A 23,016-nucleotide genomic window follows, 5' to 3' on the forward strand; every position below is an offset into this window, starting at 1 on the left:
CGTCGAGCCGCCGACGGCGTCCTACCGCACACGAACGACGGGTGACCTCATGACCACCACACCGCAGCGAACAACCACGAGCGAGCCCACGGGCCGGCTCGCCATCACCTTGTGGGACTTCAGCTGGTACACACAGGCAGGACCCGGCGAACCGTTCGCCGACCTCGACCGCGCCTTCGCCGAGACGGTGGAGCGGGGCTTCAACACCGTCCGCATCTGCGCCATGCCCTTCCTGCTGTTCTCCGGACGCGTCCACGCCCCGGAGTCCATCCAGGTCCGCGGCCTGGGCGAGCAGTTCGGGCAGCGCACCCGCTGGTACGACGTGCGTGGCGGCTATCCGCTGGACGGCCGCTGGCGGCTCGTCGAGCTGTTCGAGGCGGCCGCCCGCCACGACTGCAAGGTGATCGTGTCCTCGTGGGAGTACCAGCAGTCCCCCAGCTTCGCCGACACCGACGCCTGGCACCGCGCCCTGGCCGCGGTTCCCGGCCCGGACCGCGCCGAGGCGGTGGCCGAATCCCTCGCCGAACTGCTGGACTTCCTCACCGGACGCGGGCTGGCCGACCACGTCGCCTACGTCGAGGTGCACAACGAGGTCGACAACTGCGACCTGGTGCCGGCCGACGGCACCCCCGGCCACTACGCCCGGCTGCGCGGCCCCCTCGAACGCGCGGTGAAGCTGCTGCGGGCACGCCACCCCGACATCCCCGTCACCTACTCGCTGGGTGAGCCCTGGCCCGACGAGCTCGACGACCTGCCGGAGCAGGCCCAGATCGCGCACTTCCACTTCTACGTCTACGGCGTGCTCGGCGCCCTGTACGAGGTGGTGGGACTCGGCCACGGCACCGAATCGGCACCCGAGACGGCCACCTGGCCCACCCCCGAACTGGCCGCCATGCTGCGCCCCGACGCGCCCGCCTTCGCCGACTACCAGCCGGACGAGCCCTGGCGGCTGGCCGCCACCGGCATTCCGCGCGAACTGTTCTACGCCCACGACTGGGTCGACCCCGACCGCTGGGACCTGTGGCTCTACGAGAACTATCCGGCGCACCGACAGGCCATGCGGGAGACCCTGGCCGGATGGGTCGACTCGGTCGCCGAGTTCGCCCGCCGCCGCGGCATCCCCGCCGTCCTCGGCGAAGGCGTCGTGGGCTACACCCCCCTGCTGACGCGCTTCGAGGAGGACGCCGTCGGCAAGGACATCGCCGAGTTCGTCGTCGACAGCTGCCTCGCCGCGGGTTTCCAGGGCGTGCTCCTGACCTCCAACGCGGCCCCGCACCACCCCATGTGGCACACCGACGCGGACTGGATGCGACGGGTCAACTCCCGTATCACCGCGGACTGAACCCGAGTCCCACGGCGGCCCGGGGTGCGGACGGCAAGCCGATCGGGCAGGGCGTCATGCGGTCCGGGTCAGGCCGAGGGACAGCTCACACCGGAGCATGAGCACCGGCTGTCGCGGGAGTGCCCCCAACGCTCCCGTACGTCGGGGGGCTCAGCCGAGGCCGTCCGCGCCGACCTGCACGGCGGACTCGTCGAGACGACCCTGGCAACCCCTGCGGGCGGCGTGACAGGCGGTGGACAGACCGGTGAGGCACCGCCTACCACCACCACGTCCGCCTCGTCGGGCAGATCCTTTCCGGAACGGTGTGCTTATGGCGTGCCTCCTCTGTGTTCGATGTCCGGTAGTCGGCAGCCGCAGCGAGTGCGAGCTCCGCGTCACCCGGGAAGATCCGGTTCAAGTCCACATGGCCCCAGGCCCCTGGCTCGATGTCCTGCTAGGCCGTTGAACCGGCCTTTCGACGCGCCTGACAGGGCCCATGAGAACAAGCGTCCCTGGTCGTCTCCGAGTCCTGAGGAACGGCTCCTCGTCGCCCGTGGTGACGGCTGGTCACAGTCGCGCCGCTACACGATCCCGCACGGCGCCGAACACGCCATTCCGTGGTGCAGTCTGGTCATGGCCTCACCGCTCGAGGACGACCAGGACACCCCGGCGCCTCCCCAGACCCGCGAACGCCCCTCCCTGCTCATAGACATCGCGGTCGCCCTGCTGTTGCTGGTCGCGGACGCGGTCATCGTCGCAGTCGCCACGATGCTGTTCGTCATGGTCGGCATGGGCAGCGCGCAGCCGCCGCGCTCCTCCGCAACCACGCACTCCCGCGACGTCCCCGTCCTGATATGGCTCGTCGTCTGGGGCGTTCCGGCCGTGGCGGCGACCGGTGCCGTCGTGCACGCCCGCCTGAGAATGCCGGTCAGCGCCGTCGTGCAGAGCCTGTTCGCGCTCACCTGCGCGTTCCTCGCCGTGATATGGACGCGAATGCTGCTGTCGTGACGCCGGTCGTTCCGGCGCCGAGGCTCTTCGTCCGCACGCGGCAAAGTCCGGCCGCTGCCCCTTCGCGCCACGTCCGGCCGAAAGCCTCTGCCAGGCCCTCTTCGGCACCTTCTTCACCAGCACATCAGCGCGGAACGGACCTGCGCCGGTGGTCATTTCGGCTGAGCAGGCCACCGCGAGAACATAACCGGTGCCGCGGTATTCCAGCGCGGATCGCAGTATCGGGTTGCCGCCGTAGACCTCGTCACCCGTGGCCCAGCCGACGCTGTGTCCAGTGTCCAGGAACCTTTCGATCACCATCCGGGCCACTTCCGGCTTGGCCGCGATGACGGTTTCCTCACTGAGTCCCGCGACCCGGCAACGGTCCGGATCGCAGGTTCAGGAGCGGGGGATCGCCGAACTGTCCGGCCGTCCCCTGCCGACCGGGACACCAAGGCCAAGGAACGGCTCGGCAACCGCGACCGGCCCGGCCCGGCCGCACCTGACGGCCGGGCAAGGACCCGATCCGCGTGGAGCGGTGTCGGTGCCGTCCTTCTGCTGTTTGCCCTCGCGGCCGTGGCCCTGACCGCGGCCCTCGGCGTGCTCGGCGACGCGACGTGAGCTGATCGCCAGGACGGCATCCGATCCACCGCCCTGCGCCGGTGCCAGAGCATATGGACGGTCTCGCCGAGATCCTCGCCGGTCCTCTCGAGGTCCTGTGCCCGCGCCCCGCGTAGCCGGGTCCAGGCGCACGGGACCAGCGGCCGTCCTGGGCTTCCGGCAGGCCGTCGCCGACCGTGCCGTTGTGCCCAGTCGTGCGCAACGCCCCGCCCCGCCCCGCCCCGGTGATATGACGCGATGGGCTGGGTCGATGGGCTGGGTCGATGCGCCGTTCACTCGGCTGCCAGCCCGTCACGCATCCATCTCGGACCCTCTCGGAGTCGGCCGGCCATCTCAGTCGGCAAGAGCGCTCGCCTTGGGTGGCCGCGCATGCCGTACGGCGTTCAGGAGGCTGTCCCAGGACTGCTGGAACTTCTGGAGCCCTTGCTCCTCCAGGACGTGGGCGACATTGCGGTAGGAGACGCCCAGTCCGGCGAGGGCATCGAGGTCGGCACGGGCCTGCTCGTACGTCCCGGCGATGGTGTTCCCGGTGATCTCGCCATGGTCGGCAGTGGCATCGAGGGTGGCCTCCGGCATGGTGTTGACCGTGCCCGGTGCGACCAGTTCGGTGACGTAGAGAGTGTCGGGATAAGAGGGGTCCTTCACCCCCGTCGAGGCCCACAGGGGGCACTGCTTGTTCGCCCGGTCCCGGTCGAGGTCGGCCCAGGCGCCGGAAGGCCGTGTCGATCCGTCGGCAGAGCCGAACACCTCCTCGTACGCCTGGTAGGCGAGGCGGGCGTTGGCCAGTGCGGACTTGCCGCGGGCCCCCTTGGCCTCCGGGGTGCCGATCGCGTCCAGTCGCTTGTCGATCTCGGTGTCGACGCGGGACACGAAGAAGGACGCCACCGAGTGGATCTTCGACAGGTCCAGGCCGCGCTCCCTGGCCTTCTCCAGGCCCGCGAGGTACGCGTCCATGACCGCGCGGTAGCGCGCGAGCGAGAAGATCAGTGTGACGTTGACGCTGATACCGAGGCCGATGACCTCGGTGATCGCCGGCAGGCCCGCCATGGTGGCCGGGATCTTGATGAGGGTGTTGGGGCGGTCCACCAGCCAGGCGAGCTGCTTGGCCTCGGCCACGGTCGCGGCCGTACCGTGCGCGAGGCGCGGGTCGACCTCGATGGAGACCCAGCCGTCACGGCCGCCGGTGGCGTCGAAGACCGGGCGCAGGATGTCGGCGGCGTCGCGGACGTCCGCCGTCGTGATCATGCGGACGGCCTCGGAGACCGTCACCCCACGCAGCGCCAGTTCACGGATCTGGTCCGCGTAGTCGTCCCCCTTGCCGACCGCCTGCTCGAAGATGGTGGGGTTGGTGGTCACGCCGACCACATGCTTGCGCTTGATCAGTTCGGCGAGGTCGCCGGAGGTGATCCGTCTGCGGGAGAGGTCGTCCAGCCAGATCGCGACGCCTTCCTCGGAGAGGTGCTTGAGTGCGTCGCCGGTCATGGAAGTCGCTTCTCCTATCTGGTGGTGCTCGCGGTTGCGGTCGCTGTCCAGGGCGGCGATGGACTCCCGGGCCTTGGCGGCCACGTTCTCGGCAGTGAAGCCGAACTCCTGGAAGAGGACCTTGCCGTCGGCCGAAGCACCGAAGTGCTCCAGCGAAACGATGCGACCGGCGTCACCGACGTACCGGTGCCAGGTCAGACCGATCCCGGCCTCGACCGCGACACGCGCCTTGACGGACGGCGGCAGAACGCTCTCCCGGTACCCCTGGTCCTGCTCCTCGAACCACTCCACCGACGGCATCGAGACGACCCGCGTGGGCACCCCGCCGGCCTCGAGCCGCTCACGCGCCCCGACGGCCACATGCACCTCGGAACCGGTCGCGATCAGCACGACCTCCGGGCTTCCGGTGGAGGCCTCGAACAGGACGTAACCACCCTTGGCGGCATCCTCGTTGGCCTCGTACGTCGGCACACCCTGACGGGTCAGCGCCAGACCGTGCGGCGCGCCCTTGCCGAACTCCTTGGTCCAGCGCCTGAGGATCTCGCGCCAGGCGATCGCCGTCTCGTTGGCATCGGCCGGACGGACCACGTTCAGACCCGGGATCGCCCGCAGCGCGGCCAGATGCTCCACCGGCTGGTGGGTGGGGCCGTCCTCGCCCAGACCGATGGAGTCGTGCGTCCACACATACGTCACCGGCAGGTGCATCAGCGCCGAGAGACGGACGGCGTTGCGCATGTAGTCGGAGAACACCAGGAACGTGCCGCCGAAGATACGGGTGTTGCCGTGCAGCGCGATGCCGTTCATCTCCGCGGCCATCGCGTGCTCACGGATACCGAAGTGGATCGTGCGGCCGTAGGGGTCCGCCTCCGGCAGCGGGTTGTCCGCCGGCAGGAACGACGACGCCTTGTCGATCGTGGTGTTGTTCGAACCGGCCAGGTCCGCCGAGCCGCCCCACAGCTCCGGGATCACCGCGCCCAGCGCCTGCAGGACCTTGCCGGACGCGGCACGGGTGGCGACACCCTTGCCCGTCTCGAACTCCGGCAGATGCGACTCCCAGCCCGTCGGCAGCTCACCCGCGCTGATCCGGTCGAACTCGGCCGCCCGCTCGGCGTTGTTGTTGCGCCACTCCTGGAGCTGCTTCTCCCAGGCCGCCCGGGCCTCACGGCCACGCTCGCCCAGGGCACGCGTGTGCGTGATGACCTCGTCGGTGACCTCGAAGTTCTTGGCCGGGTCGAAGCCCAGGACCCGCTTGGTGGCCGCGACCTCGTCCGCACCCAGCGCCGAGCCGTGCGCGGCCTCGGTGTTCTGCGCGTTCGGCGCGGGCCAGGCGATGATCGAGCGCATCGCGATGAACGACGGCCTGTCGGTGACCGCCTTCGCGGCCTCGATCGCCGCGTACAGCGCGGCCGGGTCGAGGTCGCCGTCCGGCTTCGGCTCCACACGCTGCACATGCCAGCCGTACGCCTCGTACCGCTTGGCGGTGTCCTCGGACACGGCCGTCTCGGTGTCACCCTCGATCGAGATGTGGTTGTCGTCCCACAGCAGGACCAGGTTGCCGAGCTTCTGGTGACCGGCCAGCGAGGACGCCTCCGCGGAGATGCCCTCCTGCAGACACCCGTCACCGGCGATCACGAACACGTGGTGGTCGAACGGGGAGTCGCCCTGGGCGGCCTCCGGGTCGAACAGACCACGCTCGTAGCGGGCGGCCATCGCCATGCCCACCGCGTTGGCCACACCCTGCCCCAGCGGCCCGGTCGTCGTCTCCACACCCTTGGTGTGCCCGTACTCGGGGTGGCCCGGGGTCTTCGAACCCCAGGTGCGGAAGGACTCCAGGTCCGCCAGCTCCAGCCCGAAGCCGCCCAGGTACAACTGGATGTAGAGGGTCAGGGAGGAATGACCGGCGGACAGGACGAACCGGTCACGGCCCACCCAGTCGGGGTCGGCCGGGTCGTGCCGCATCACCTTCTGGAAGAGGGTGTACGCGGCGGGCGCCAGGCTCATCGCCGTACCCGGATGGCCGTTGCCGACCTTCTGTACGGCGTCGGCGGCCAGGACGCGGGCGGTGTCCACGGCCCGCTGGTCCAACTCGGTCCACGCGGGGGCGGAAGCGGTCGAGCGCGGATTCACGCGTGAGCTCCTGTGTCTACGGAAGGACGGTGAGGACGTGGGAGAAGGTGAGGACGGACGGAAAAAGAGGAGACCGGGGCCGAGGGAGCCGCCCCCGCCCGCCGGGGAGCGACGGGAGGGACGTGCCGGCGCCGACGGTGTCGTCTACTTGCCCCAGAGCTTTCGGTACGCCTCGCGGTATCCCTCCGGGTCCCAGGAGGAGCCGCCGCCGCTGTTGGCCGCCGTGGTGATGTGTACCGGGGCGACGTAGCCGCTGGCGGGCTTGCCGGCGAAGGCGCGGTTGAACTCGTCGACGATCTGCCAGCCCTGCTCGGACAGCGGTTCGGGCACCGTGGCCGCCTGGAACTGCTTGCTGTTGATGCGCTGGAAGGCCGAGGGGTCGCCGTCACCGGCGCCGATGCTGAACGGGGCACCGTTGCCCTGCTTGCCGCCCGCCCGCAGCGCGGGTGCCGCGTCGGCGAAGTACAGGTCGTTGATGGCCACCGAGTGCGTCCACTTGGTGCCGAAGCGGGACAGCAGCGCGGAGACCTCCTGGGGGGTACGGCTGCTGGCGTCGGCGATCGGGATGTTGGAGGTGGACAGCACCTTGGTGTCGGAGCAGGTGGCGAGCTCCTTCTCGATCAGGTCCGACTTGCCCTTGGCGAACGGGATGGAGGCGTCGGTGAAGACCACCACGCCGGCTCGGCCGTTGGACTGGCTGATGACCCAGTCGGCGCTGATCTTCGCGACGTCCTCGACCTTGGTGGTGATGTTGCTGAAGAGCTTCGGGTTCGTGCTGGGTCCGGGGGTACCGACGGCGTGCCAGCCGATGAGCGGGATACCTGCGGCGTTGGCCTGTGCGACCTGCTGTGCGGTCGACTTGGGGTCGAAGCCGGACAGGACGATGCCGTCGGGCTTCACGGCGACGGCCTGGCTGACGGCGGCCTGGATACCGGCCGGGGTGCCCTGTCCGTCGATGATCCGCGCCTTCCAGCCGATGGCCTTCGCGGCCTCCTTGACGCCTTCGGCGGCGCCCGCAACGCCGGGATTGGTCATGCTCTGGGCGACGTAGACGACCGTCTTGCCGGCGACCGCCTTGGGGCCCGTGGTCGGCCCACCCCAGGGGGCGTCGACGGCCTCGGCGCCCGCGACCGCCTTCTTCGCCTTCGCCAGGACGGCCGGACAGCCGGCCTCCGAGGACCCGCCGACGGAGGTGGAGCCGGCGCCCTCGGAGCCCCGGGTGCAGCCTGCGACGGAAGCGGTGAGCACGGCCAGGGCGGCCACGGCTCTGATGGTTGCCTTGCGAGTGGGGTGGTACGACACGGTGGTGCTCCTTGAGGGCGATACGACAGACGGGAGTCGAGCAGGCGACGAGACGGGCGCGGAGGTTGTCCGCGGTCAGGGGGTGTGCGGCGCGTCGTCGTCGGACGCGGCGGTGACGGACGGACCGGGCGCGGAGGTTGTCCGCGGTCAGGGGGTGTGCGGCGCGTCGTCGTCGGACGCGGCGGTGACGGACGTGACGGACGGACCGGGCGCGGACGAACCGATCACGGCAGGAGCCGGATGCTCCGCCGCGGGTTCCGCCGCGGGTTCCGCCGCGGGTTCCGCCGCGGGTTCCGTCCCGGGTTCCGCCGCGGGTTCCGCCGCGGGTTCCGTCCCGGGTTCCGCCGCGGGTTCCGTCCCGGGTGTGGACAGTGAGCGGCGGGTGGCACTGGCGCCGGCGCGCAGCCGGCGGCGGGCGGAGTAGCCGGCCAGGCCGACCGCGAGGAGCAGCGTGCCGCCGTTGAACAGGGAGGTCGCCCAGAACTCGGCGCCGAGTTGCTGGATGCCGGCCAGGCCGATGGCGAGGATGGCGACGGCTACGACGGTTCCGGCGGCGTTGGCGCGGCCCGGTTTGATCGCGGTGGAGCCGAGCAGGGCGCCGACGAAGGCGGGCAGCAGGTAGTCCATGCCGACACTCGGGTTGCCGATCTGCTGCTGTGCGGCGAGCAGGACGCCCGCGAAGCCGACGACGAGTCCGGAGCCGGCGAAGGCGTAGATGCCGTACCGGCGGGTGGGGATGCCGACGAGGTCGGCGGCGCGGGCGTTGGAGCCGATGACGTACAGGTAGCGGCCGAGCGGCAGGCGCTCCAGCAGCAGCCAGAGCACCAGGGCGAGCGCGAGGACGTAGAACGCGGGGACCGGCAGGCCGAGGAACGTGGAGTCGTACAGGTCGGTGAAGGCCGGGGGCAGGCCGCCTGGGCCGGGTACGATCCGGGCGCCGTCGGTGATCCAGCCGGTGCAGGCGTACAGGAGGCTGCCGGTGCCGAGGGTGGCGATGAAGGAGTCGATCTTGGCGAACTCCACCAGCAGGCCGTTGAGTACACCGACGATGCCGCCGCCGAGGATGACGACGACGCAGGCGATCGGCCAGGGCCAGCCGCTGTTCACGATGAGCTGCATGGCCAGGACGTGGGCGAAGCCGAGTCCGTAGCCGACGGAGAGGTCGAACTTGCCGGTGACGATGGGGATCATCGCGCCGAGGGCGAGGATCGCGGGGATCGACTGGTTGGACAGGATCGACGAGGCGTTGTCCATCGTCGGGAAGGTGTCCGGCAGGGCCAGCGCGAAGATCACGAACAGCAGGAGGGTCAGGCCGAACAGGCCGTAGGTGCCGATGAGGTGGCCGCCGCGCAGCCGGGCGACGAGGGAGCCGCTGCTCGCGTCCTTGTCGGCGCCGCCCGGGGACTGCTTGCGCGACCCGCGGGGTGTTCCCTTGCGGGCGCCGTCCCCGACGGTCCCGTCCTGCGGTGGGGTTCCGCCGTGGTCGGCCCGCGGGCGAGCGGCTTCGGTCTCGGTGGCCATCAGTTGTCCGCCGTTCCGGTCAGCGCCGGCATGGCCGACGCGGCGTGGGTGAGTTCGGTGACGGTGAGGGCTTCGCCGCTGAGTTCGGCGGTCACGTGGCCCCGTACGAAGACCAGGGCGCGGTGACACACGTCGGCGACTTCCTCGAAGTCCGTGGAGATGAGGAGGACAGCGAGTCCCTGGGCGAGCGCGTCGTCGAGCAGGCGGTAGATCTCCGCCTTGGCCCCGACGTCGACTCCCGCGGTCGGCTCCTCCAGGATCACGACGCGCCTGCTGAGGCGCAGCCAGCGGCCGATCATGACCTTCTGCTGGTTGCCGCCGGAGAGGGTCGCGATGGGTGCCTCGGAGTTGGCCGGGCGTACGCCGAACCTCTCGACCAGCGCTGCCGCCCGGGCGCGCTCGCGTGACGGGCTGATCCAGCGCCACGGGGAGCGGCTGTCGGCCCGCGGGTTGGCCAGGAAGTTCTCCCTGACGGTGAGTTCGAGGGCGCAGCCCTCCTCCTGGCGGTTGCTGGTGACGAAGCCGATGCCCGCGTCGACGGCCGCGGCGGGCGAGTCGGGCCGGTAGGGCCTGCCGTCGAGCAGTGCCTCACCGTCCCGGATCGGCCGGGAACCGGCGAGGGCACGGCCGAGATCCATGTGGCCGGCGCCGGTGAGGCCGACCATGCCGAGGACCTCCCCGGCGCGCAGTTCCAGGTCGACGGGGCCCGCGCCCTCGGTGGTGACACCGGTGAGACGCAGCACGGTAGGGGCCTCATCGGTGGGGGCCTTGGGGCCGGGCTCGGGGCGGTGGGTCTCCGCTTCGTGGCCGACGATGTCGCGCACGATGCGGTCGGGGCCGTGGTCGGCGAGGCGGCCCTCGCTGATGAGGTGACCGTCGCGCAGGACCGCGAAGCTGTCGGCGACCTGGTAGACCTCGTCGAGCCGGTGGCTGACGTAGACGATGCCGTGTCCTCGGTCGCGCAGGGTGTGCAGGACGTCGAAGAGGCGGGCGCAGTCCGCGGCGGGCAGGCTCGCGGTGGGTTCGTCGAGGACGATGAGCCGGGCCCGGGTGGAGAGGGCGCGGGCGATGGCGACGAGGGAGCGCTCGGCGCGGGTGAGGTCGGCGACCGCGGCGTCCGGGTCGAGGTGACCGGCGACGATGTCCAGCGCCTCGGTGCTGCGCTCGCGGACCTGCCTCCAGGAGACGAGCCCGGCGCGGCGCGGGTAGCCGGTGCCGAGTGCGATGTTCTCGGCGACCGTCATCCATTCGACGAGGCCGAGGTCCTGGTGGATGAAGGACATCTCCGCGGAGGCGGCCTCGGTGCCGAGCAGGTGGCCCGCGACGGTGACCTCGCCCTGGTCCGCTTTGTAGACCCCGGCGAGGACCTTGATCAGGGTCGACTTACCGGCACCGTTGTGACCCAATAGGGCGAGAACCCTGCCCGGGTGAAGGTCGAGGTCGACGTCGGCGAGGGCGAGAGTGCCGCCGAATCGCTTGCGCAGCCCCCGGATGCTTACCAGGGGCCGGTGTGGAGCTGTGTCAGCTGTGTCAGCTGTGTCATCGGGAGCGTCATACACGGACTTCTCCGAAGGGATCTGCCAGCCGAGGACCATTCCATCGGCTCGACCAGAATCCTGTACAGCTACCAGCATGTTGGTCAATGGTTCTGCCGGTTTTTTATTGCCTCAAAGTTACGGCGGCCGTACGGAGAGAACTCCGTACGGCCGCCGCGGGTGACACCGAAGAGGGCGCGCGCAGGCCCTCGAAACTCAGCCGCCGGGCGGCGCCCCCTGCGGAAGCATGGGGTTCTCCAGCCCTGCGGCGATGGTCCGCAGGTCCTTCAGCAGGGCCTCTCGGAACTCGTCGTCGAGCCGGGCCTTGAGCACGGTGACACTGATCGCGAAGGGCGCCGAGTCCGTACGGAAGCCGTTGACCGGCACGGCCAGGCAGAGGATGCCCGCCGTGGCCTCCTCGTCGTCGATCGCGTAGCCGCGCTCCCGAGCCTTCGCCAGGTCGTCCATCAGGGCGGGCACGGAGGTGATGGACCGCTCGCTGAGCGCGGGCAGGGTACGGCCGCGCAGCCGGTCCTCGGCCACGGCCGGATCCAGTGTGGACAGGATGGCCTTGCCGGTGGCCGTGCAGTTGGCCGGGAAGCGGTCACCGATGTTGGCGGTCAGCCGCAACGGCTGCGTGCCGTCGTAACGCCCCAGGTAGAGGACGTCCAAGCCGTCGAGTACGGCCACCCGTGCGGTCTCCCGCGAGATGTGGGCACTGCGCCGACACAGCTCGTAGAAGTCGCGCAGCTGATCGACGGTGGCCAGGTAGCGGCCACCCAGCTCGACGAGCTTGCGCCCCAGACTGAAGCCCGAGCCGTTGCGCGCGATCATGCCGGCCGCCTCCAGCGAGGCGCACAGATTGCCCGTCGAGGACTTCGGCAGGCCCAGGGCGCGCGCGATCTCGCTCACCGACAGCGGGCGCCCTTCCGCCTCGCCGAGTGCGTCGAGGATGGCCACGGCCCGCGTCACAGCGGGAACGAGGCTACCCGGGTCACTTGCGCTCACCAGCAACTCCACCCATCATTCTGTTCGTCGTTCAGCATATTGGCTATTGTCTCTCGTGTGCCCCCGAACGACAATGCCGTCGGCGCACGCTTTGCCGTCGAGATTCTCCGCATCCCTTCGGGACCACTCGACCGTAGCGCGCCCTCCGGGCCGGCCGACGACACCCTGCGAGCCTTGGAGCGCTGAGCAGCAGATGACCAGCAGCCCGCACGATCCATCTCCCCCCTCCCCCCGCGACCACGCCTCCGGCCGCGAACCGGACAACGGACCCGCCCTGTCCCGCGCACAGTTCGACACGCTCTTCGACCAGCTGAGCACCTGGGGCCGCTGGGCCCCGGCCGACGCCGACCGCGGCGCCTGGAACCGGGTCACCCCCGAGCACGCCCGCCGCGCCACCGCCCTGGTCCGCACCGGCACCACCGTCCCGACGGCCCTGCCGTGGAACACGGCGCCCGGCCCGGACAACGGCAAGCCCGCCCTCCACTACATGTCCGACCTCGGCGACGTCGAGGCCCCCGAACCGTCCTGTCACAAGGACTTCATCGCCGTCGACTACCACGGCAAGGGCGTCAGCCACCTCGACGCGCTCTCCCACATCGCCTACCGCGGACAGCTCTACGACGGCCGCACCGCACGCGAGGTCGTCGACGCGGGCGGCGCCCGCTTCGGCGCCGTGTCCTCGCTCGGCCCCTTGGTCACCAAGGGCGTACTGATCGACATGCCCGCCGTCCTCGGCACCGACTGGCTGGAGCCCGGCCGGGCCGTGCACGCCGAGGACGTCACCGCCGCCGAGAAGACCCTCGGCATCACCATCGGCGACGGCGACGCCGTGCTGCTGCGCTCCGGCCACTTCCGGCGCCGCGCCGAGCTCGGCGCCTGGAACCCGGACGACGCGAGCGCCGGCTTCCACGTGGACGCCATGCCACTGTTCGCCGAGCGCGGGATCGCGCTGCTCGGCGGCGACGGCGACAGCGACGTACGGCCCTCCCCGGTCGAAGGGCTGCACTCCCCCGTGCACGCCCTCGCGATCACCGCCATGGGCGTGCCGCTGCTGGACAACCTCGACCTCGAAGCGCTCTCCGCCGCCTGCGCGCAGGCCGGCCGCTACGAGTTCCTGTTCGTCGTGGCCCCACTGAACGTCCCCGGCGGCACGGGTTCGCCCGTCAACCCGATCGCGGTGCTGTGATGAGCGCCGCGGGGTTCAGAGTCGGAGTCAGCCGGGACTTCCTGGACGCGGACGGCCGCAACGTGTGGGGCGACATCCGGCTCGGCGAACTCGACGCCGCCGGCGTCGACTGGCACTACCTGCCGCGCGACACCCAGGAACTCCTCGCGGCGGACGTCGACGGCCTGGACGCCGTCCTGTTCGCCGGCCCCGCCGTCACGGCGCGCACCTTCGAGGGCGCCGCCCGCCCACCGCTCCTCTTCGCCCGCTTCGGCGTCGGCTACGACACCGTCGACCTCGACGCGTGCACCCGCAACGGCGCCCTGGTGACCATCACCCCGGACGGCGCCCGGCGCCCGGTCGCCACCGCCGCCCTCGCCCTGCTGCTCGCCGTGCTCCACAACGTGACCACCAAGGACCGGCTGGTCCGGGAGGGGCGCTGGGCCGAGAAGGAACAGTGGATGGGCCTGGGGCTCACCGGCCGCCGTATCGGTCTGATCGGCCTCGGCAACACGGCCCGCGATCTGGTCGGACTGCTGCGGCCGTTCGAGGTCGACATCGTGGCGTACGACCCCTACTGCCCGCCGGAGACCGCCGCCGGGCTCGGCGTACGGCTCGTGGACGTCGACACCGTGATGGCGCAGGCCGATGCCGTGATCGTGATGTGCGCGCTGACGGAGGAGACCCGTCATCTCGTCGACGCGCGACGGCTGTCGCTGATGAAGCCCACAGCCGTCCTCCTCAATGTGGCCCGCGGACCCATCGTGGACGAGGCCGCCCTGATCGACGCGCTGCGGGTACGGCGTATCAGGGGCGCCGGACTGGACGTGTTCGAGAGCGAACCGCCCGCCGCCGACAATCCGTTGCTGGGCATGGACCAGGTCGTGCTCAGCCCGCACGCCCTGGCGTGGACGGACGAGATGTCCGCCGGGAACGGTGGCAGCGCGGTCCGGGCCGTGCTGGAGGTGTCCGCGGGCCGCGTACCGCCCTTCGTGGTCAACCGGGATGTGATAGAAAGCCCCCGACTGATCGGCCGCCTCGCCGAGTTGACGAATCGTCAGAGCACTCCGGCGGGAGCCGGCGCATGAGCGTCGCCGACGTCGGCCCCGACACCGGGCGGCCCGGCCGTCCGGCGACTGGTGGTCGAGAGCCCTCGACTGATCGACCGTCTCGCCGAGTTGACGGCTCGTCAGAGTACTCCGGCGGGAGCCGGCGCATGAGCGTCGCCGACGTCGGCCCCGGCACCGGGCGGCCCGGCCGTCCGGCGACTGTCGGATTCCTCGGGCTCGGCGCCATGGGCCTGCCCATGGCGGTGAACCTCGCCCGGGCCGGTTTCGACGTACTCGCCTGGAACCGCGGCCGGACCCCGCTGCAGACCGCCGCGGCCGCCGGCTGCCGTACCGCCGACAGCCCGGAGCAGGTGGCCGCCGCCGCACCGGTCGTCCTCACCATGCTCCCCGACCTCCCCCAGGTGATCGAGCGGCTGGACGGCCCGGACGGACTGCGCTCCGGACAGCCGGTCATGGACACCCTGGTCGTGATGGGCACCGTCTCCCCCGTCGCGGTACGCGCCCTGGCCGGGAAACTGCGCCCGCAGGGCATCACGGTCGTCGACGCCCCCGTCAGCGGCGGCGTGAGGGGCGCCCGCGACGCCACCCTGTCGATCATGGCCGGGGGCCCGGCCGAGACGGTCGCACGGATCCGCCCGTATCTGGAGGCGATGGGCTCGACCGTACGGCGCCTCGGGGACACCGGCTCCGGCTCCCTCGCCAAGGCCTGCAACCAACTCGTCGTCGCCGGAACCCTGGTCGCGCTCGCCGAGGCCGTCCTGCTCGGCGAACGCGGCGGCCTCGAACCCGCCGCACTGCTCGACGTACTCGCCGGCGGGCTCGCCTCCTCCGAGGTGCTCGCACAGAAGCGGCACCACCTGGCCGAGGGCGACTTCACCCCCTCCGGCCCGGCCCGCTACCTCCACAAGGACCTCGGGTTCGTCCTGGACAGCGCCGCCGATGAACGCGTCGCACTGCCACTCTCCACGACCGTTGCCGGGCTGTACGCGGCGGTCGTGGACCAGGGCCTCGGCGACCTGGACAACAGCGTCGTCCTCGGCCTGTTGCGCGGCGCCTCGCCCCACTCCTCCGATCACCCCCACCCCTCCGATCACCGCACGAAGGACTGAAGGCACATGCAGATAGGAATCGTCGGACTCGGACGCATGGGCGGCAACATGGCTGCCCGCTGGCGGGACCGCGGCCACGAGGTGCTCGGCTACAGCCGCACCTCCCCCGACCGTGACGCCGGCTCCCTGGAGGAACTCGTCGCGAAGCTCGCCGGACCCCGCGTGGTGTGGCTGATGCTCCCCTCGGGCGACCCGACCCGCCAGGCCCTGCGGCAGCTCGCGGAACTGCTGTCCCCCGGCGACGTGATCGTCGAGGGCGGCAACTCCCGCTTCAGCGACGACACCGAGCACGCCCGGATGCTCGCCGAGCACGGTATCGGCTACGTCGACTGCGGGGTCAGCGGCGGCGTCTGGGGCCGGGAGAACGGCTACGCCGTGATGTGTGGCGGCCGGGACGAGCACGTCGAGCGCGTCTGGCCGCTGCTGGAGGCGCTCGCCCCCGACCGGGACGGGCTGTGCCACGCGGGCCCGGTCGGCGCCGGGCACTACGCCAAGATGGTCCACAACGGCATCGAGTACGGCATGATGCAGGCGCTCGCCGAGGGCTACGAGCTGCTGGAGGCCAGCGAGTACGTGCCCGACGTGCCCAAGGTGCTCGCCTCCTGGCGGCACGGCACGGTCGTCCGCTCCTGGCTGCTCGACCTCCTGGTGCGGGCCCTGGACGAGGACCCGGGCCTGGCCACCCTCTCCGGCCGCGTCGACGACTCGGGAGAGGGCCGCTGGACGGTCGAGGAGGCGGTACGCCTTTCCGTGTCCGCCCCCGCCATGACCGCCGCCCTCTTCGCCCGCTTCGCCTCCCGCAAGCCGGACGCGGACCAGCTCAAGGCCCTCGCGGCGATGCGTCGGCAGTTCGGCGGCCACGCGGTGCACGCCACCGCCGGGGGCGGGGCGACGCAGAGCTGACCGCCCCTGCCGTGTCCCGCCGGGGACCCGCACCAGGTCGGGGAACCGCCGAAGGCCGTACGGCAGCCGTACGCACTGCAGGTGGTCGACGTCCCCGGACGACGGCCCCCCGAAGAAGCGAGTGCCAAGCACCACGCGCTCACACCAGGGCCCTCGAGTCGCCCCCCGGTCCGTGGTCCGCCACGCCCCGGATACCCCCCGAGTGCGCCGGGAGAGGCGAGGACACCGTCCGGTCCCGAGGCGGATGCCCCGGGGGCGGGCGACCAGGAGCCGTAGCGGCGGACTGCCAGGGGCGGACACGCCGGCGTGATGAGTGAAGGACACCATGCACACCCAGGACGGCGACAACCCGACGGGCGTCGCCCGTTCGGCGCTCACCCGCCGACGCCGATGTCCGTGCCCATGAGCACCGGCACCGGCGGGCCGTCGTCGGGACAGCACAGTACGGAGAGGCACCGGTGAGTGGCGGGGACGGCCCGAAGGGCTCGGTAGCGGGCCGGGCACTGGCTCTGCTGGTCGCCGGGGCCTTCTTCATGGAGAACCTGGACGGCACGATCATCTCGACGGCCGCCCCCGACATGGCCGCGTCCTTCGGGGTGCGACCGGCCGACATCGGCGTCGCCATGACGGCGTATTTCGTCGCGCTGGCGGTGTTCATCCCGGTGAGCGGCTGGGCCGCCGACCGCTACGGCGCCCGCCGGGTCTTCGTCTGGGCGATCGCCGTGTTCACTCTCGCCTCGGCGCTCTGCGCGGCGGCGGGCGGGCTTCCCGAGCTGGTGGTGATGCGCGTCGCGCAGGGCATCGGCGGGGCGATGATGGTGCCCGTCGGCAGGCTGGCGGTGCTGCGCTCCACCCGGAAGCCGGATCTGCTGCGGGCGATCGCCTGGCTGACCTGGCCCGGGCTGCTGGCCCCGGTCCTCGCACCGGCGCTGGGCGGGCTGTTCACGACGTACGCCTCCTGGCACTGGATCTTCCTGGTGAACGTGCCGCTGGGCGTGCTGGCGCTTGCCGCTCGCCCTGCGGCTCGTCCCCGATCTCCGGCGGCCGGAGCGCACCCGTCTCGACTGGGTGGGCTTCGCGGCCGGCGGTGCCGGGCTCGCGACCTTGGTGCTGGCGCTGGAGCGGTTCGGGGATGCGCCCGCCGCCTGGGGCGCGGGCGCGTCCTGGTTCACCGCGGGAGTCGCCCTGTGCCTGGTGACGGTGCGTCACTTCCAGCTCTGCCGACGCCCGTTGCTCGACCTCGGAGCACTGAAGGTGGACACCTTCCGGGTGTCGAACTCGGGTGGCGCCCTGTTCCGCGCGTCGATCACCGCCGTGCCGTTCCTGCTGCCCCTGATGTTCCAGGGGGCCTTCGGCTGGAGCGCGGCCACCGCCGGGCTGGTGCTCATCGCGGTGTTCGCGGGCAACGTCGCCGTCAAACCGCTCACCACCCCGCTGCTGCGCCGCTTCGGCTTCCGTACGGTGCTGCTGGTGAACGGTGTCGCGACGGCGGTGACCTTCGTGCTGTGCGGGCTGCTCGGCCCGCACACGCCGATGGCCGTCGTGGTGTCCGTGCTGTTCATGAGCGGTGTGTGCCGGTCCGTCTCGCTCAGCGCGTACGCGACGATCGGCTTCGCCGACATCGAGGCGGACCGTACCAGCGGCGCCAACACGCTCTCCAGCACGGTGCAGCAGCTCGCCGCCGGCCTCGGGGTCGCCTTCGGCGCCCTGGCGCTGCACGCGGCGGGCCCGATCGCGCCCCTGCTGGGTCTGGCCGGTCCCGCCGCCCCCTACCGGGTGGCGTTCGCGCTGCTCGCCCTGCTTCCCCTGGTCACGGTCGCGGAGGCGGCACGACTGCGGCGGGACGCCGGCGCAGTGGTCACAGGTGCGGCCTCTGCACCTCGCGCAGGAGCTGGTACAGCTGTTCGCTGAGTCCGCGGGTCTCCGCCAGCCGTCGCGCCGCCGTCGGATCGGGGGTCACGGTGCGGTGGGCGCGGGCACCGGGCACCGGAGAGGTCAGCGAGGGCAGGGCTCCGAGCGCGTGCCGGGCGAGCAGTGCCGCGCCGAAGCCCGAGCCCGCGGTGTCGTCGGTGATCTCCAGAGGCATGTCGAGCGCGGCGGCGACGATCTCCGCCCACAGGGGGGAGCGCAGGGCTCCCCCGGTGGCCCGTACCGAGGTGATCGGCGCGTCGGCGGCGAGCAAGGAGTCGCGTACCAGGGCGAGTTGCTGCCCGACACCCTCGATCATGGCCCGGGTCATGTGGGCTCTGCCGTGTCCGCGGCGCAGCCCGATCAGGGCGCCGCGCGCGTCCGGGTCCCACCAGGGTGCGCGTTCCCCGAGCAGATGCGGCAGGGCGATCAGGCCCTCTGCGCCCGGCTCCACCTGGCCCGCCTCCTTCAGCAGATCGCCCACGTCGACGCCGCCGAAGGACTCGGCGGCCCACTGGGCGACGACCCCGGCGTTGCTGACCGCCCCGCCGAGTACCCACAGCCCGTCCGCGAGGTGGTAGCAGAACACCCGGCAGCGTTCGTCCACGCCGGGCCGGTCGCGTACGACACGGAGGGCGCCGCTGGTGCCGAGGGACAGCGCGGCCGTGGCCGGAGCGGTGGCCCCGACGGCGAGATTGGCCAGCGGGCCGTCCCCGGCCCCCGCGACCACGGGCAGCCCGGCGGGCAGGCCCAGCGCGGCGGCGACGTCGGGGAGCAGTGTGAACGCGGCGGTCGTCGGCACGAGTTCGGGCAGCCGGTCGGCGCTCACCCCGGCGATGTCCAGGGCGGGGCCGTGCCATCGGGTGGTGCGCATGTCCAGCAGGCCGGTGGCGGAGGCGCAGGACCGGTCGGTGACCAGCCGACCGGTGAACCGGGAGAGGACGTAGTCCTTCAGGCCGCACCACGTGGCCGTGCGCCGTACGAGGTCGGGCTCGTGTGCCGTGAACCAGGCGAGTTTGGTGAGCGGGGCCATGGAGTGCACGGGGGTTCCGGTCGCCCGGTGCAGCGCGTCGGCGCTTCCGGTCGCGCGCAGCCGTCGGGCGACGTCGGCGGCCCGGGTGTCGGCCCAGCTCAGCGCCGGGGTCAGCGGTTCGCCGGAGGAGTCCAGGGCGAGCAGGGTGTGCAGCGCGGCGCTGAAGGACAGGGCGACGACCGGGAGACCGCGCCCGGCGCAGATCCCGGCGCTCTCCCGGACCGCTTCGATCGCTCCGGCCAGCACCGTCTCCGGGTCGTGGACGGCTTCCCCGTGCCGTCCGGTGCGCAGGGGTGCGGGTCGCTCGACGGTCGAGACCACACGGTAGGCACCGTCCACCGCGACCACTTTGGTCGCGGTGGTACCCAGGTCGATCCCGAGCACCACCTGGGTCTCGTCCTTCATCACTGTCTCCTTCTCCGTTTCCGTGGCGGGTCTCGACTCGGTGTGCTGTTCCGTGGGGTGGCGTGGATGCCGGCCCCGCGCCCGCGGGCAGGGGGCAGGGCGCGGGGCCGGCTGTCTCAGGGCCCGCCGTCCGGGGGCCGGGCTCAGGGCCCGCCGTCCGAGGGCAGGGGCCGGGCCGCCGAGGGGCGGCCGGATCGCTCAGCGGGCGTCGGCGAGATCGGTGAGATCCCGGCCCCGGGTCTCCGGAGTGACGAAGGTGGTGACGAAGGTGATCAGCGAGAGGACGACGACGTAGGCCGCCAGCGGCCACCAGGCGTCGTCGAAAGCCAGCAGCAGCGTCGCGCCGAGCAACGGGGCGATACCGCCAGCGATGATCGCGCTGAACTCTCGCCCGATCGCGACGCCGGTGTAGCGGTGTCTCGCCCCGAACAGTTCGGCGAGCAGCGCGCACTGGGACCCCAGCATGCCGTTGACGCCGACTCCGATGCCGAGGGTGATGACCACGCAGATCAGCACGGTGTTCCCGGAGCTCATCAGCGCGAAGGCGGGGACGGCGAAGACCGCCTGGAACAGTGCGGCCATCCGGTAGAGCGGAACCCGGCCGATCCGGTCGGAGAGCATGCCGAACAGCGGGATGGTGACGATACCGGCGAGCGAGGCGCAGGCCACGGCGAGCGGGCCGACCGAGTTGGAGACGCCGATCACGGTGGTCACGTAGCTGATGCTGAACGTGGAATAGAGATACGAGGTGCCGTTCTCGGCCATCCGCAGGCCGAAGGTGATGAACAGATTGCGGCGGCTGTTGACCATGAGGTCGCGCAGCGGTCGCCGGCTGATCTCGCCGCTCTCCTCCAGTCGCTCGAAGGCTGGGCTCTCCTCCAGCTTCAGCCGGATGTATACCGCGACCAGGATCAGTACGGCACTCAGCAGGAACGGCACCCGCCACACCCAGCCGAACAGCACGTCCTCGTCGAGCTGGGCCAGCGGGATGAACAGGGCGGTGGCGAGCAGCATGCCGACCTGGATGCCAACGAAGGGCAGTGCCGCGTAGTAGCCGCGTCGGGCCGGCGGGGCGTACTCGGCCATCAGCGTCGAGGCCCCGGCCTGTTCCGCTCCGGCTCCGAAGCCCTGGAGCAGACGCAGGAACATCAACAGGACGGGGCTCCACACCCCGGCCGTGTGGTAGGTGGGCAGCAGCCCGATGGCGAAGGACGAGCCGCCCATCAGCGCGACGGTCACCACCAGCACGGTCTTGCGACCGTGCCGGTCTCCGAGCGAGCCGAAGAAGAGCCCGCCGAGCGGGCGGGCGAAGAAGCCGACCGCGTAGGTGGCGAAGATGGCGACGAGCCCGACCGCCGGGCCGAGTCCGGGGAAGAAGAGGTGCTTGAACACCAGGGCCGAGGCGGTGCCGTAGATGGCGAAGTCGTAGTACTCGAGGGCACTGCCCACCGAACTGGTGACGAGCGCACGGCGCAGACGGGGGTTCTTCCGGTCGCTCGCCCCGTCGGCAGGCCGGGATGTCGTCGTTCGCACCTGCATGGGATGCCGCCCTTCCGTCTCCACGGTGCGCGGTGACGCGCCGTACATCTGTAGACGCCCAGGACCGTAACAGCATGCGGGACTCAAGCCAATATGCTGAACAGACAAGGATGCACGGCGACGAACAGTTGCACTTCCCCATCACCTGCGGCCAGTATGTTGTTCGACGAACAGCATTTGGTTCAGGAGGTTGGTTTGAGTGTCAGGACATCCAGAGGTGGGCCTCGCCGGGCTCGGGGTCATGGGGTCGGCCATCGCCCGCAGACTGCTGCGGCGTGAACGCATCGTGCGGGTCTACGACGTCCGGCAGGACGCGGTGGCGGATCTCGCCAGGGACGGCGCCGTCCCGGCGGACTCGGCGGCACAGCTTGCCTCGTCCTCCGTGGTGATCCTCTCCCTCAACACCGCCGACATCGTCGAGCAGGTGGTCTTCGGCCCCGAAGGGGTCCTCACCGCCACACCCGAGGGCGTCCTGGTCATCGACATGTCCAGCATCGATCCCGGGCGCACCCGCGACTTCGCCGAACGTGCGGCGAAGCTCGGCGCTGGCTGGGTCGACGCCCCTCTGTCGGGCGGCGCGCCGGGCGCGGAGCGCGGCGAGTTGACGCTGATGCTCGGCGGCGAGGACGACCAGGTGGAGCGGGCGCTGCCCGTGCTCGGGGCGCTCTCCTCCCAGCTCACCCACCTCGGCCCGGCCGGCTCGGGGCAGCTGGTCAAGTCCGTCAACCAGGTGCTGGTCGGCTGCGGTCTCGCCGCCCTCGCCGAGGCCGCCGCCCTGGTGCGGGCGGCCGGTCTGCCGCCACGGCAGGTACAGGCGGCGCTCACCGGGGGCAGGGCCGACTCGGCGCTGCTCCAGGAGTTCTTCGTCAAGTTCGCCGAGATCGATCTCGCCCCCACCGGACGGGTCAGCAACATGGTCAAGGACCTGGAGGCGGCCCGCGACTACGCACGCTCGGAAGGAGTGCCGCTGCCGGTCACCACCGCCGTCTCCGAGCTCCACCGCTGGCTGGCCGCGGCGGGCCACGGCGACGCCGACAACGCCGCACTCATGCACTACTACGGAACCGGAACCGGAATGGGAATGGGAATGGGAATGGGAACCGGAAACGGTCCGGCGGGAGACGGGTCATGACGGTTTCAGCCAAGGGCCCTTCGCTGTTCGACCTCTCCGGCCGACTGGCCCTGGTCACCGGATCCAGCAAGGGCATCGGATTCGCCCTGGCTGCGGGACTGGCCGAGGCGGGCGCCGAACTCGTCCTCAACGGCCGCGATCCCGAGGCCCTGGAACGCGCCCGCGCCGAACTCGCCGAACGCACCGGGACCAAGGTGCACGCCGTGCCCTTCGACGTCACCGACGAGGCGGCCGTACAGGCGGCGGTCCAGGAAATCGAGAACGGGGTCGGCCCGCTGGACATCCTGGTCAACAACACGGGCGTACAGCACCGCGAACCGCTCCTCCAGGTCTCGGCCGACAACTTCGAACGGGTCCTGCACACCAACCTCACCAGCGCCTTCCTGATCGGCCGCGCGGTGGCCGCGGGCATGGTCGGGCGCGGCCACGGAAAGATCGTCAACATCTGTTCCGTCCAGACCTGGCTCGCCCGTCCCGGCATCGCCGCCTACGCGGCCTCCAAGGGCGGCCTCGCCATGCTGACCCGGGGCATGTGCGCGGAGTGGGCCGGGTCGGGGCTGACGGTCAACGGCCTGGCGCCCGGCTATGTGGTCACCGAACTGACCCGCCCCCTCGTCGACGACCCCGCCTTCGACTCCTGGATCCGGGGCCGTACCCCGGCCGGGCGCTGGGCCTCGGTCGAGGATCTCGTCGGCACGCTGGTGTGGCTCGCCGCCCCCGCGTCGGACTTCGTCAACGGTCAGGTGATCGCCGTCGACGGCGGCCTGACCGCGGTCATCTGAGAAGGACCGAGGACATGAACCCAGCAAACTCGTCGAGCTCGAACCCACCGAGCACGAACCCACCGA

15 protein-coding genes and 3 pseudogenes are annotated in these 23,016 nt (G+C 71.4%); 10 read left to right on the forward strand and 8 right to left on the reverse strand.

Translation table 11 applies throughout. The features are described from left to right. Positions 1-49: 49 nt before the first annotated feature. Positions 50-1,342, forward strand: a complete 1,293-nt coding sequence (locus OG202_RS07160) for a cellulase-like family protein (RefSeq protein WP_328222509.1) — start codon at positions 50-52, stop codon at positions 1,340-1,342. A 612-nt stretch (positions 1,343-1,954) separates the two neighbouring features. Further along, positions 1,955-2,329 (forward strand): hypothetical protein, encoded by a 375-nt coding sequence (locus OG202_RS07165; RefSeq protein ID WP_328224800.1) that lies wholly within the window; start codon positions 1,955-1,957, stop codon positions 2,327-2,329. Here the strand turns inward: OG202_RS07165 and OG202_RS07170 are convergent. From OG202_RS07170 to OG202_RS07195, 6 genes and pseudogenes are all read right to left on the reverse strand, one after another. Next, positions 2,321-2,707, reverse strand: a pseudogene (locus tag OG202_RS07170) (transposase); the annotation flags it as partial. The gene OG202_RS07165 and the pseudogene OG202_RS07170 overlap by 9 nt on opposite strands. Positions 2,708-3,262: 555 nt before the next feature. Beyond that, a complete protein-coding gene (tkt, locus tag OG202_RS07175) occupies positions 3,263-6,538 on the reverse strand; it encodes a transketolase (protein ID WP_328222510.1) in 3,276 nt (1,091 codons plus the stop codon). Between the two features lie 144 nt (positions 6,539-6,682). Continuing rightward, positions 6,683-7,801, reverse strand: coding sequence for a substrate-binding domain-containing protein (locus tag OG202_RS07180; RefSeq protein WP_326585937.1), 1,119 nt, complete (start codon positions 7,799-7,801; stop codon positions 6,683-6,685). Positions 7,802-8,134: 333 nt separating this feature from the next. Next, positions 8,135-9,361, reverse strand: a pseudogene (locus OG202_RS07185) (ABC transporter permease); the annotation flags it as partial. After that, positions 9,361-10,956 carry a sugar ABC transporter ATP-binding protein gene (locus OG202_RS07190; RefSeq protein ID WP_328224660.1) on the reverse strand — a complete coding sequence of 532 codons (1,596 nt, stop codon included), beginning with the start codon at positions 10,954-10,956 and terminating at the stop codon, positions 9,361-9,363. The gene OG202_RS07190 and the pseudogene OG202_RS07185, both read right to left, overlap by 1 nt. A gap of 156 nt (positions 10,957-11,112) precedes the next feature. Continuing rightward, complete coding sequence (locus OG202_RS07195) at positions 11,113-11,868, reverse strand: IclR family transcriptional regulator (protein WP_319699156.1); 756 nt, start codon at positions 11,866-11,868, stop codon at positions 11,113-11,115. A 229-nt stretch (positions 11,869-12,097) separates the two neighbouring features. Between OG202_RS07195 and OG202_RS07200 the strand changes: the two genes are divergently transcribed. The 6 genes and pseudogenes from OG202_RS07200 to OG202_RS07225 all read left to right on the forward strand — a co-directional run bounded on the left by OG202_RS07200 (position 12,098) and on the right by OG202_RS07225 (position 18,062). Continuing rightward, a complete protein-coding gene (locus tag OG202_RS07200) occupies positions 12,098-13,090 on the forward strand; it encodes a cyclase family protein (protein WP_328222512.1) in 993 nt (330 codons plus the stop codon). Beyond that, positions 13,090-14,157: an NAD(P)-dependent oxidoreductase gene (locus OG202_RS07205; protein WP_328222513.1), complete on the forward strand. Its 1,068-nt coding sequence runs from the start codon at positions 13,090-13,092 to the stop codon at positions 14,155-14,157. The genes OG202_RS07200 and OG202_RS07205 overlap by 1 nt, the downstream gene beginning before the upstream one ends. Before the next feature lie 128 nt (positions 14,158-14,285). After that, a complete protein-coding gene (locus OG202_RS07210) occupies positions 14,286-15,248 on the forward strand; it encodes an NAD(P)-dependent oxidoreductase (protein ID WP_328222514.1) in 963 nt (320 codons plus the stop codon). Positions 15,249-15,254: 6 nt separating this feature from the next. Next, on the forward strand, positions 15,255-16,151 hold the full coding sequence (gene gnd, locus OG202_RS07215; protein WP_328222515.1) for a phosphogluconate dehydrogenase (NAD(+)-dependent, decarboxylating): 897 nt from the start codon (positions 15,255-15,257) through the stop codon (positions 16,149-16,151). A 578-nt stretch (positions 16,152-16,729) separates the two neighbouring features. Further along, positions 16,730-17,149 (forward strand): annotated as a pseudogene (locus OG202_RS46460) (MFS transporter); the annotation flags it as partial. 7 nt (positions 17,150-17,156) lie between these two features. Continuing rightward, positions 17,157-18,062: an MFS transporter gene (locus OG202_RS07225; protein ID WP_328222517.1), complete on the forward strand. Its 906-nt coding sequence runs from the start codon at positions 17,157-17,159 to the stop codon at positions 18,060-18,062. Here the strand turns inward: OG202_RS07225 and OG202_RS07230 are convergent. Both OG202_RS07230 and OG202_RS07235 read right to left on the reverse strand, forming a co-directional pair. Further along, a complete protein-coding gene (locus OG202_RS07230) occupies positions 18,010-19,497 on the reverse strand; it encodes a gluconokinase (protein ID WP_328222518.1) in 1,488 nt (495 codons plus the stop codon). The genes OG202_RS07225 and OG202_RS07230 overlap by 53 nt on opposite strands. Positions 19,498-19,695: 198 nt before the next feature. After that, the gene (locus OG202_RS07235; protein ID WP_328222519.1) at positions 19,696-21,036 is read right to left on the reverse strand and encodes an MFS transporter; all 1,341 of its coding nucleotides are present in this window, start codon (positions 21,034-21,036) and stop codon (positions 19,696-19,698) included. A 199-nt stretch (positions 21,037-21,235) separates the two neighbouring features. Between OG202_RS07235 and OG202_RS07240 the strand changes: the two genes are divergently transcribed. Both OG202_RS07240 and OG202_RS07245 read left to right on the forward strand, forming a co-directional pair. Then, complete coding sequence (locus OG202_RS07240; protein ID WP_327730894.1) at positions 21,236-22,168, forward strand: NAD(P)-dependent oxidoreductase; 933 nt, start codon at positions 21,236-21,238, stop codon at positions 22,166-22,168. Continuing rightward, entirely contained in the window at positions 22,165-22,950 is a 786-nt protein-coding gene (locus OG202_RS07245; RefSeq protein ID WP_328222520.1) for an SDR family oxidoreductase, read from the forward strand. The genes OG202_RS07240 and OG202_RS07245 overlap by 4 nt, the downstream gene beginning before the upstream one ends. The last annotated feature ends 66 nt before the right edge of the window (positions 22,951-23,016 follow it).

The organism is Streptomyces sp. NBC_00310 (assembly GCF_036208085.1).
Lineage (GTDB): Bacteria > Actinomycetota > Actinomycetes > Streptomycetales > Streptomycetaceae > Streptomyces.

What these genes read in the sequence shown, in the direction of transcription:
- OG202_RS07205 (WP_328222513.1), top strand. Translation starts at nt 13,090, where the DNA reads ATGAGCGCCGCGGGGTTCAGAGTCGGAGTCAGCCGGGACTTCCTGGAC.
- OG202_RS07230 (WP_328222518.1), bottom strand. Translation starts at nt 19,497, where the DNA reads ATGAAGGACGAGACCCAGGTGGTGCTCGGGATCGACCTGGGTACCACC.
- OG202_RS07245 (WP_328222520.1), top strand. Translation starts at nt 22,165, where the DNA reads ATGACGGTTTCAGCCAAGGGCCCTTCGCTGTTCGACCTCTCCGGCCGA.
- gnd (WP_328222515.1), top strand. Translation starts at nt 15,255, where the DNA reads ATGCAGATAGGAATCGTCGGACTCGGACGCATGGGCGGCAACATGGCT.
- OG202_RS07200 (WP_328222512.1), top strand. Translation starts at nt 12,098, where the DNA reads ATGACCAGCAGCCCGCACGATCCATCTCCCCCCTCCCCCCGCGACCAC.
- OG202_RS07165 (WP_328224800.1), top strand. Translation starts at nt 1,955, where the DNA reads ATGGCCTCACCGCTCGAGGACGACCAGGACACCCCGGCGCCTCCCCAG.
- OG202_RS07190 (WP_328224660.1), bottom strand. Translation starts at nt 10,956, where the DNA reads ATGGTCCTCGGCTGGCAGATCCCTTCGGAGAAGTCCGTGTATGACGCT.
- OG202_RS07235 (WP_328222519.1), bottom strand. Translation starts at nt 21,036, where the DNA reads ATGCAGGTGCGAACGACGACATCCCGGCCTGCCGACGGGGCGAGCGAC.
- OG202_RS07160 (WP_328222509.1), top strand. Translation starts at nt 50, where the DNA reads ATGACCACCACACCGCAGCGAACAACCACGAGCGAGCCCACGGGCCGG.
- OG202_RS07210 (WP_328222514.1), top strand. Translation starts at nt 14,286, where the DNA reads ATGAGCGTCGCCGACGTCGGCCCCGGCACCGGGCGGCCCGGCCGTCCG.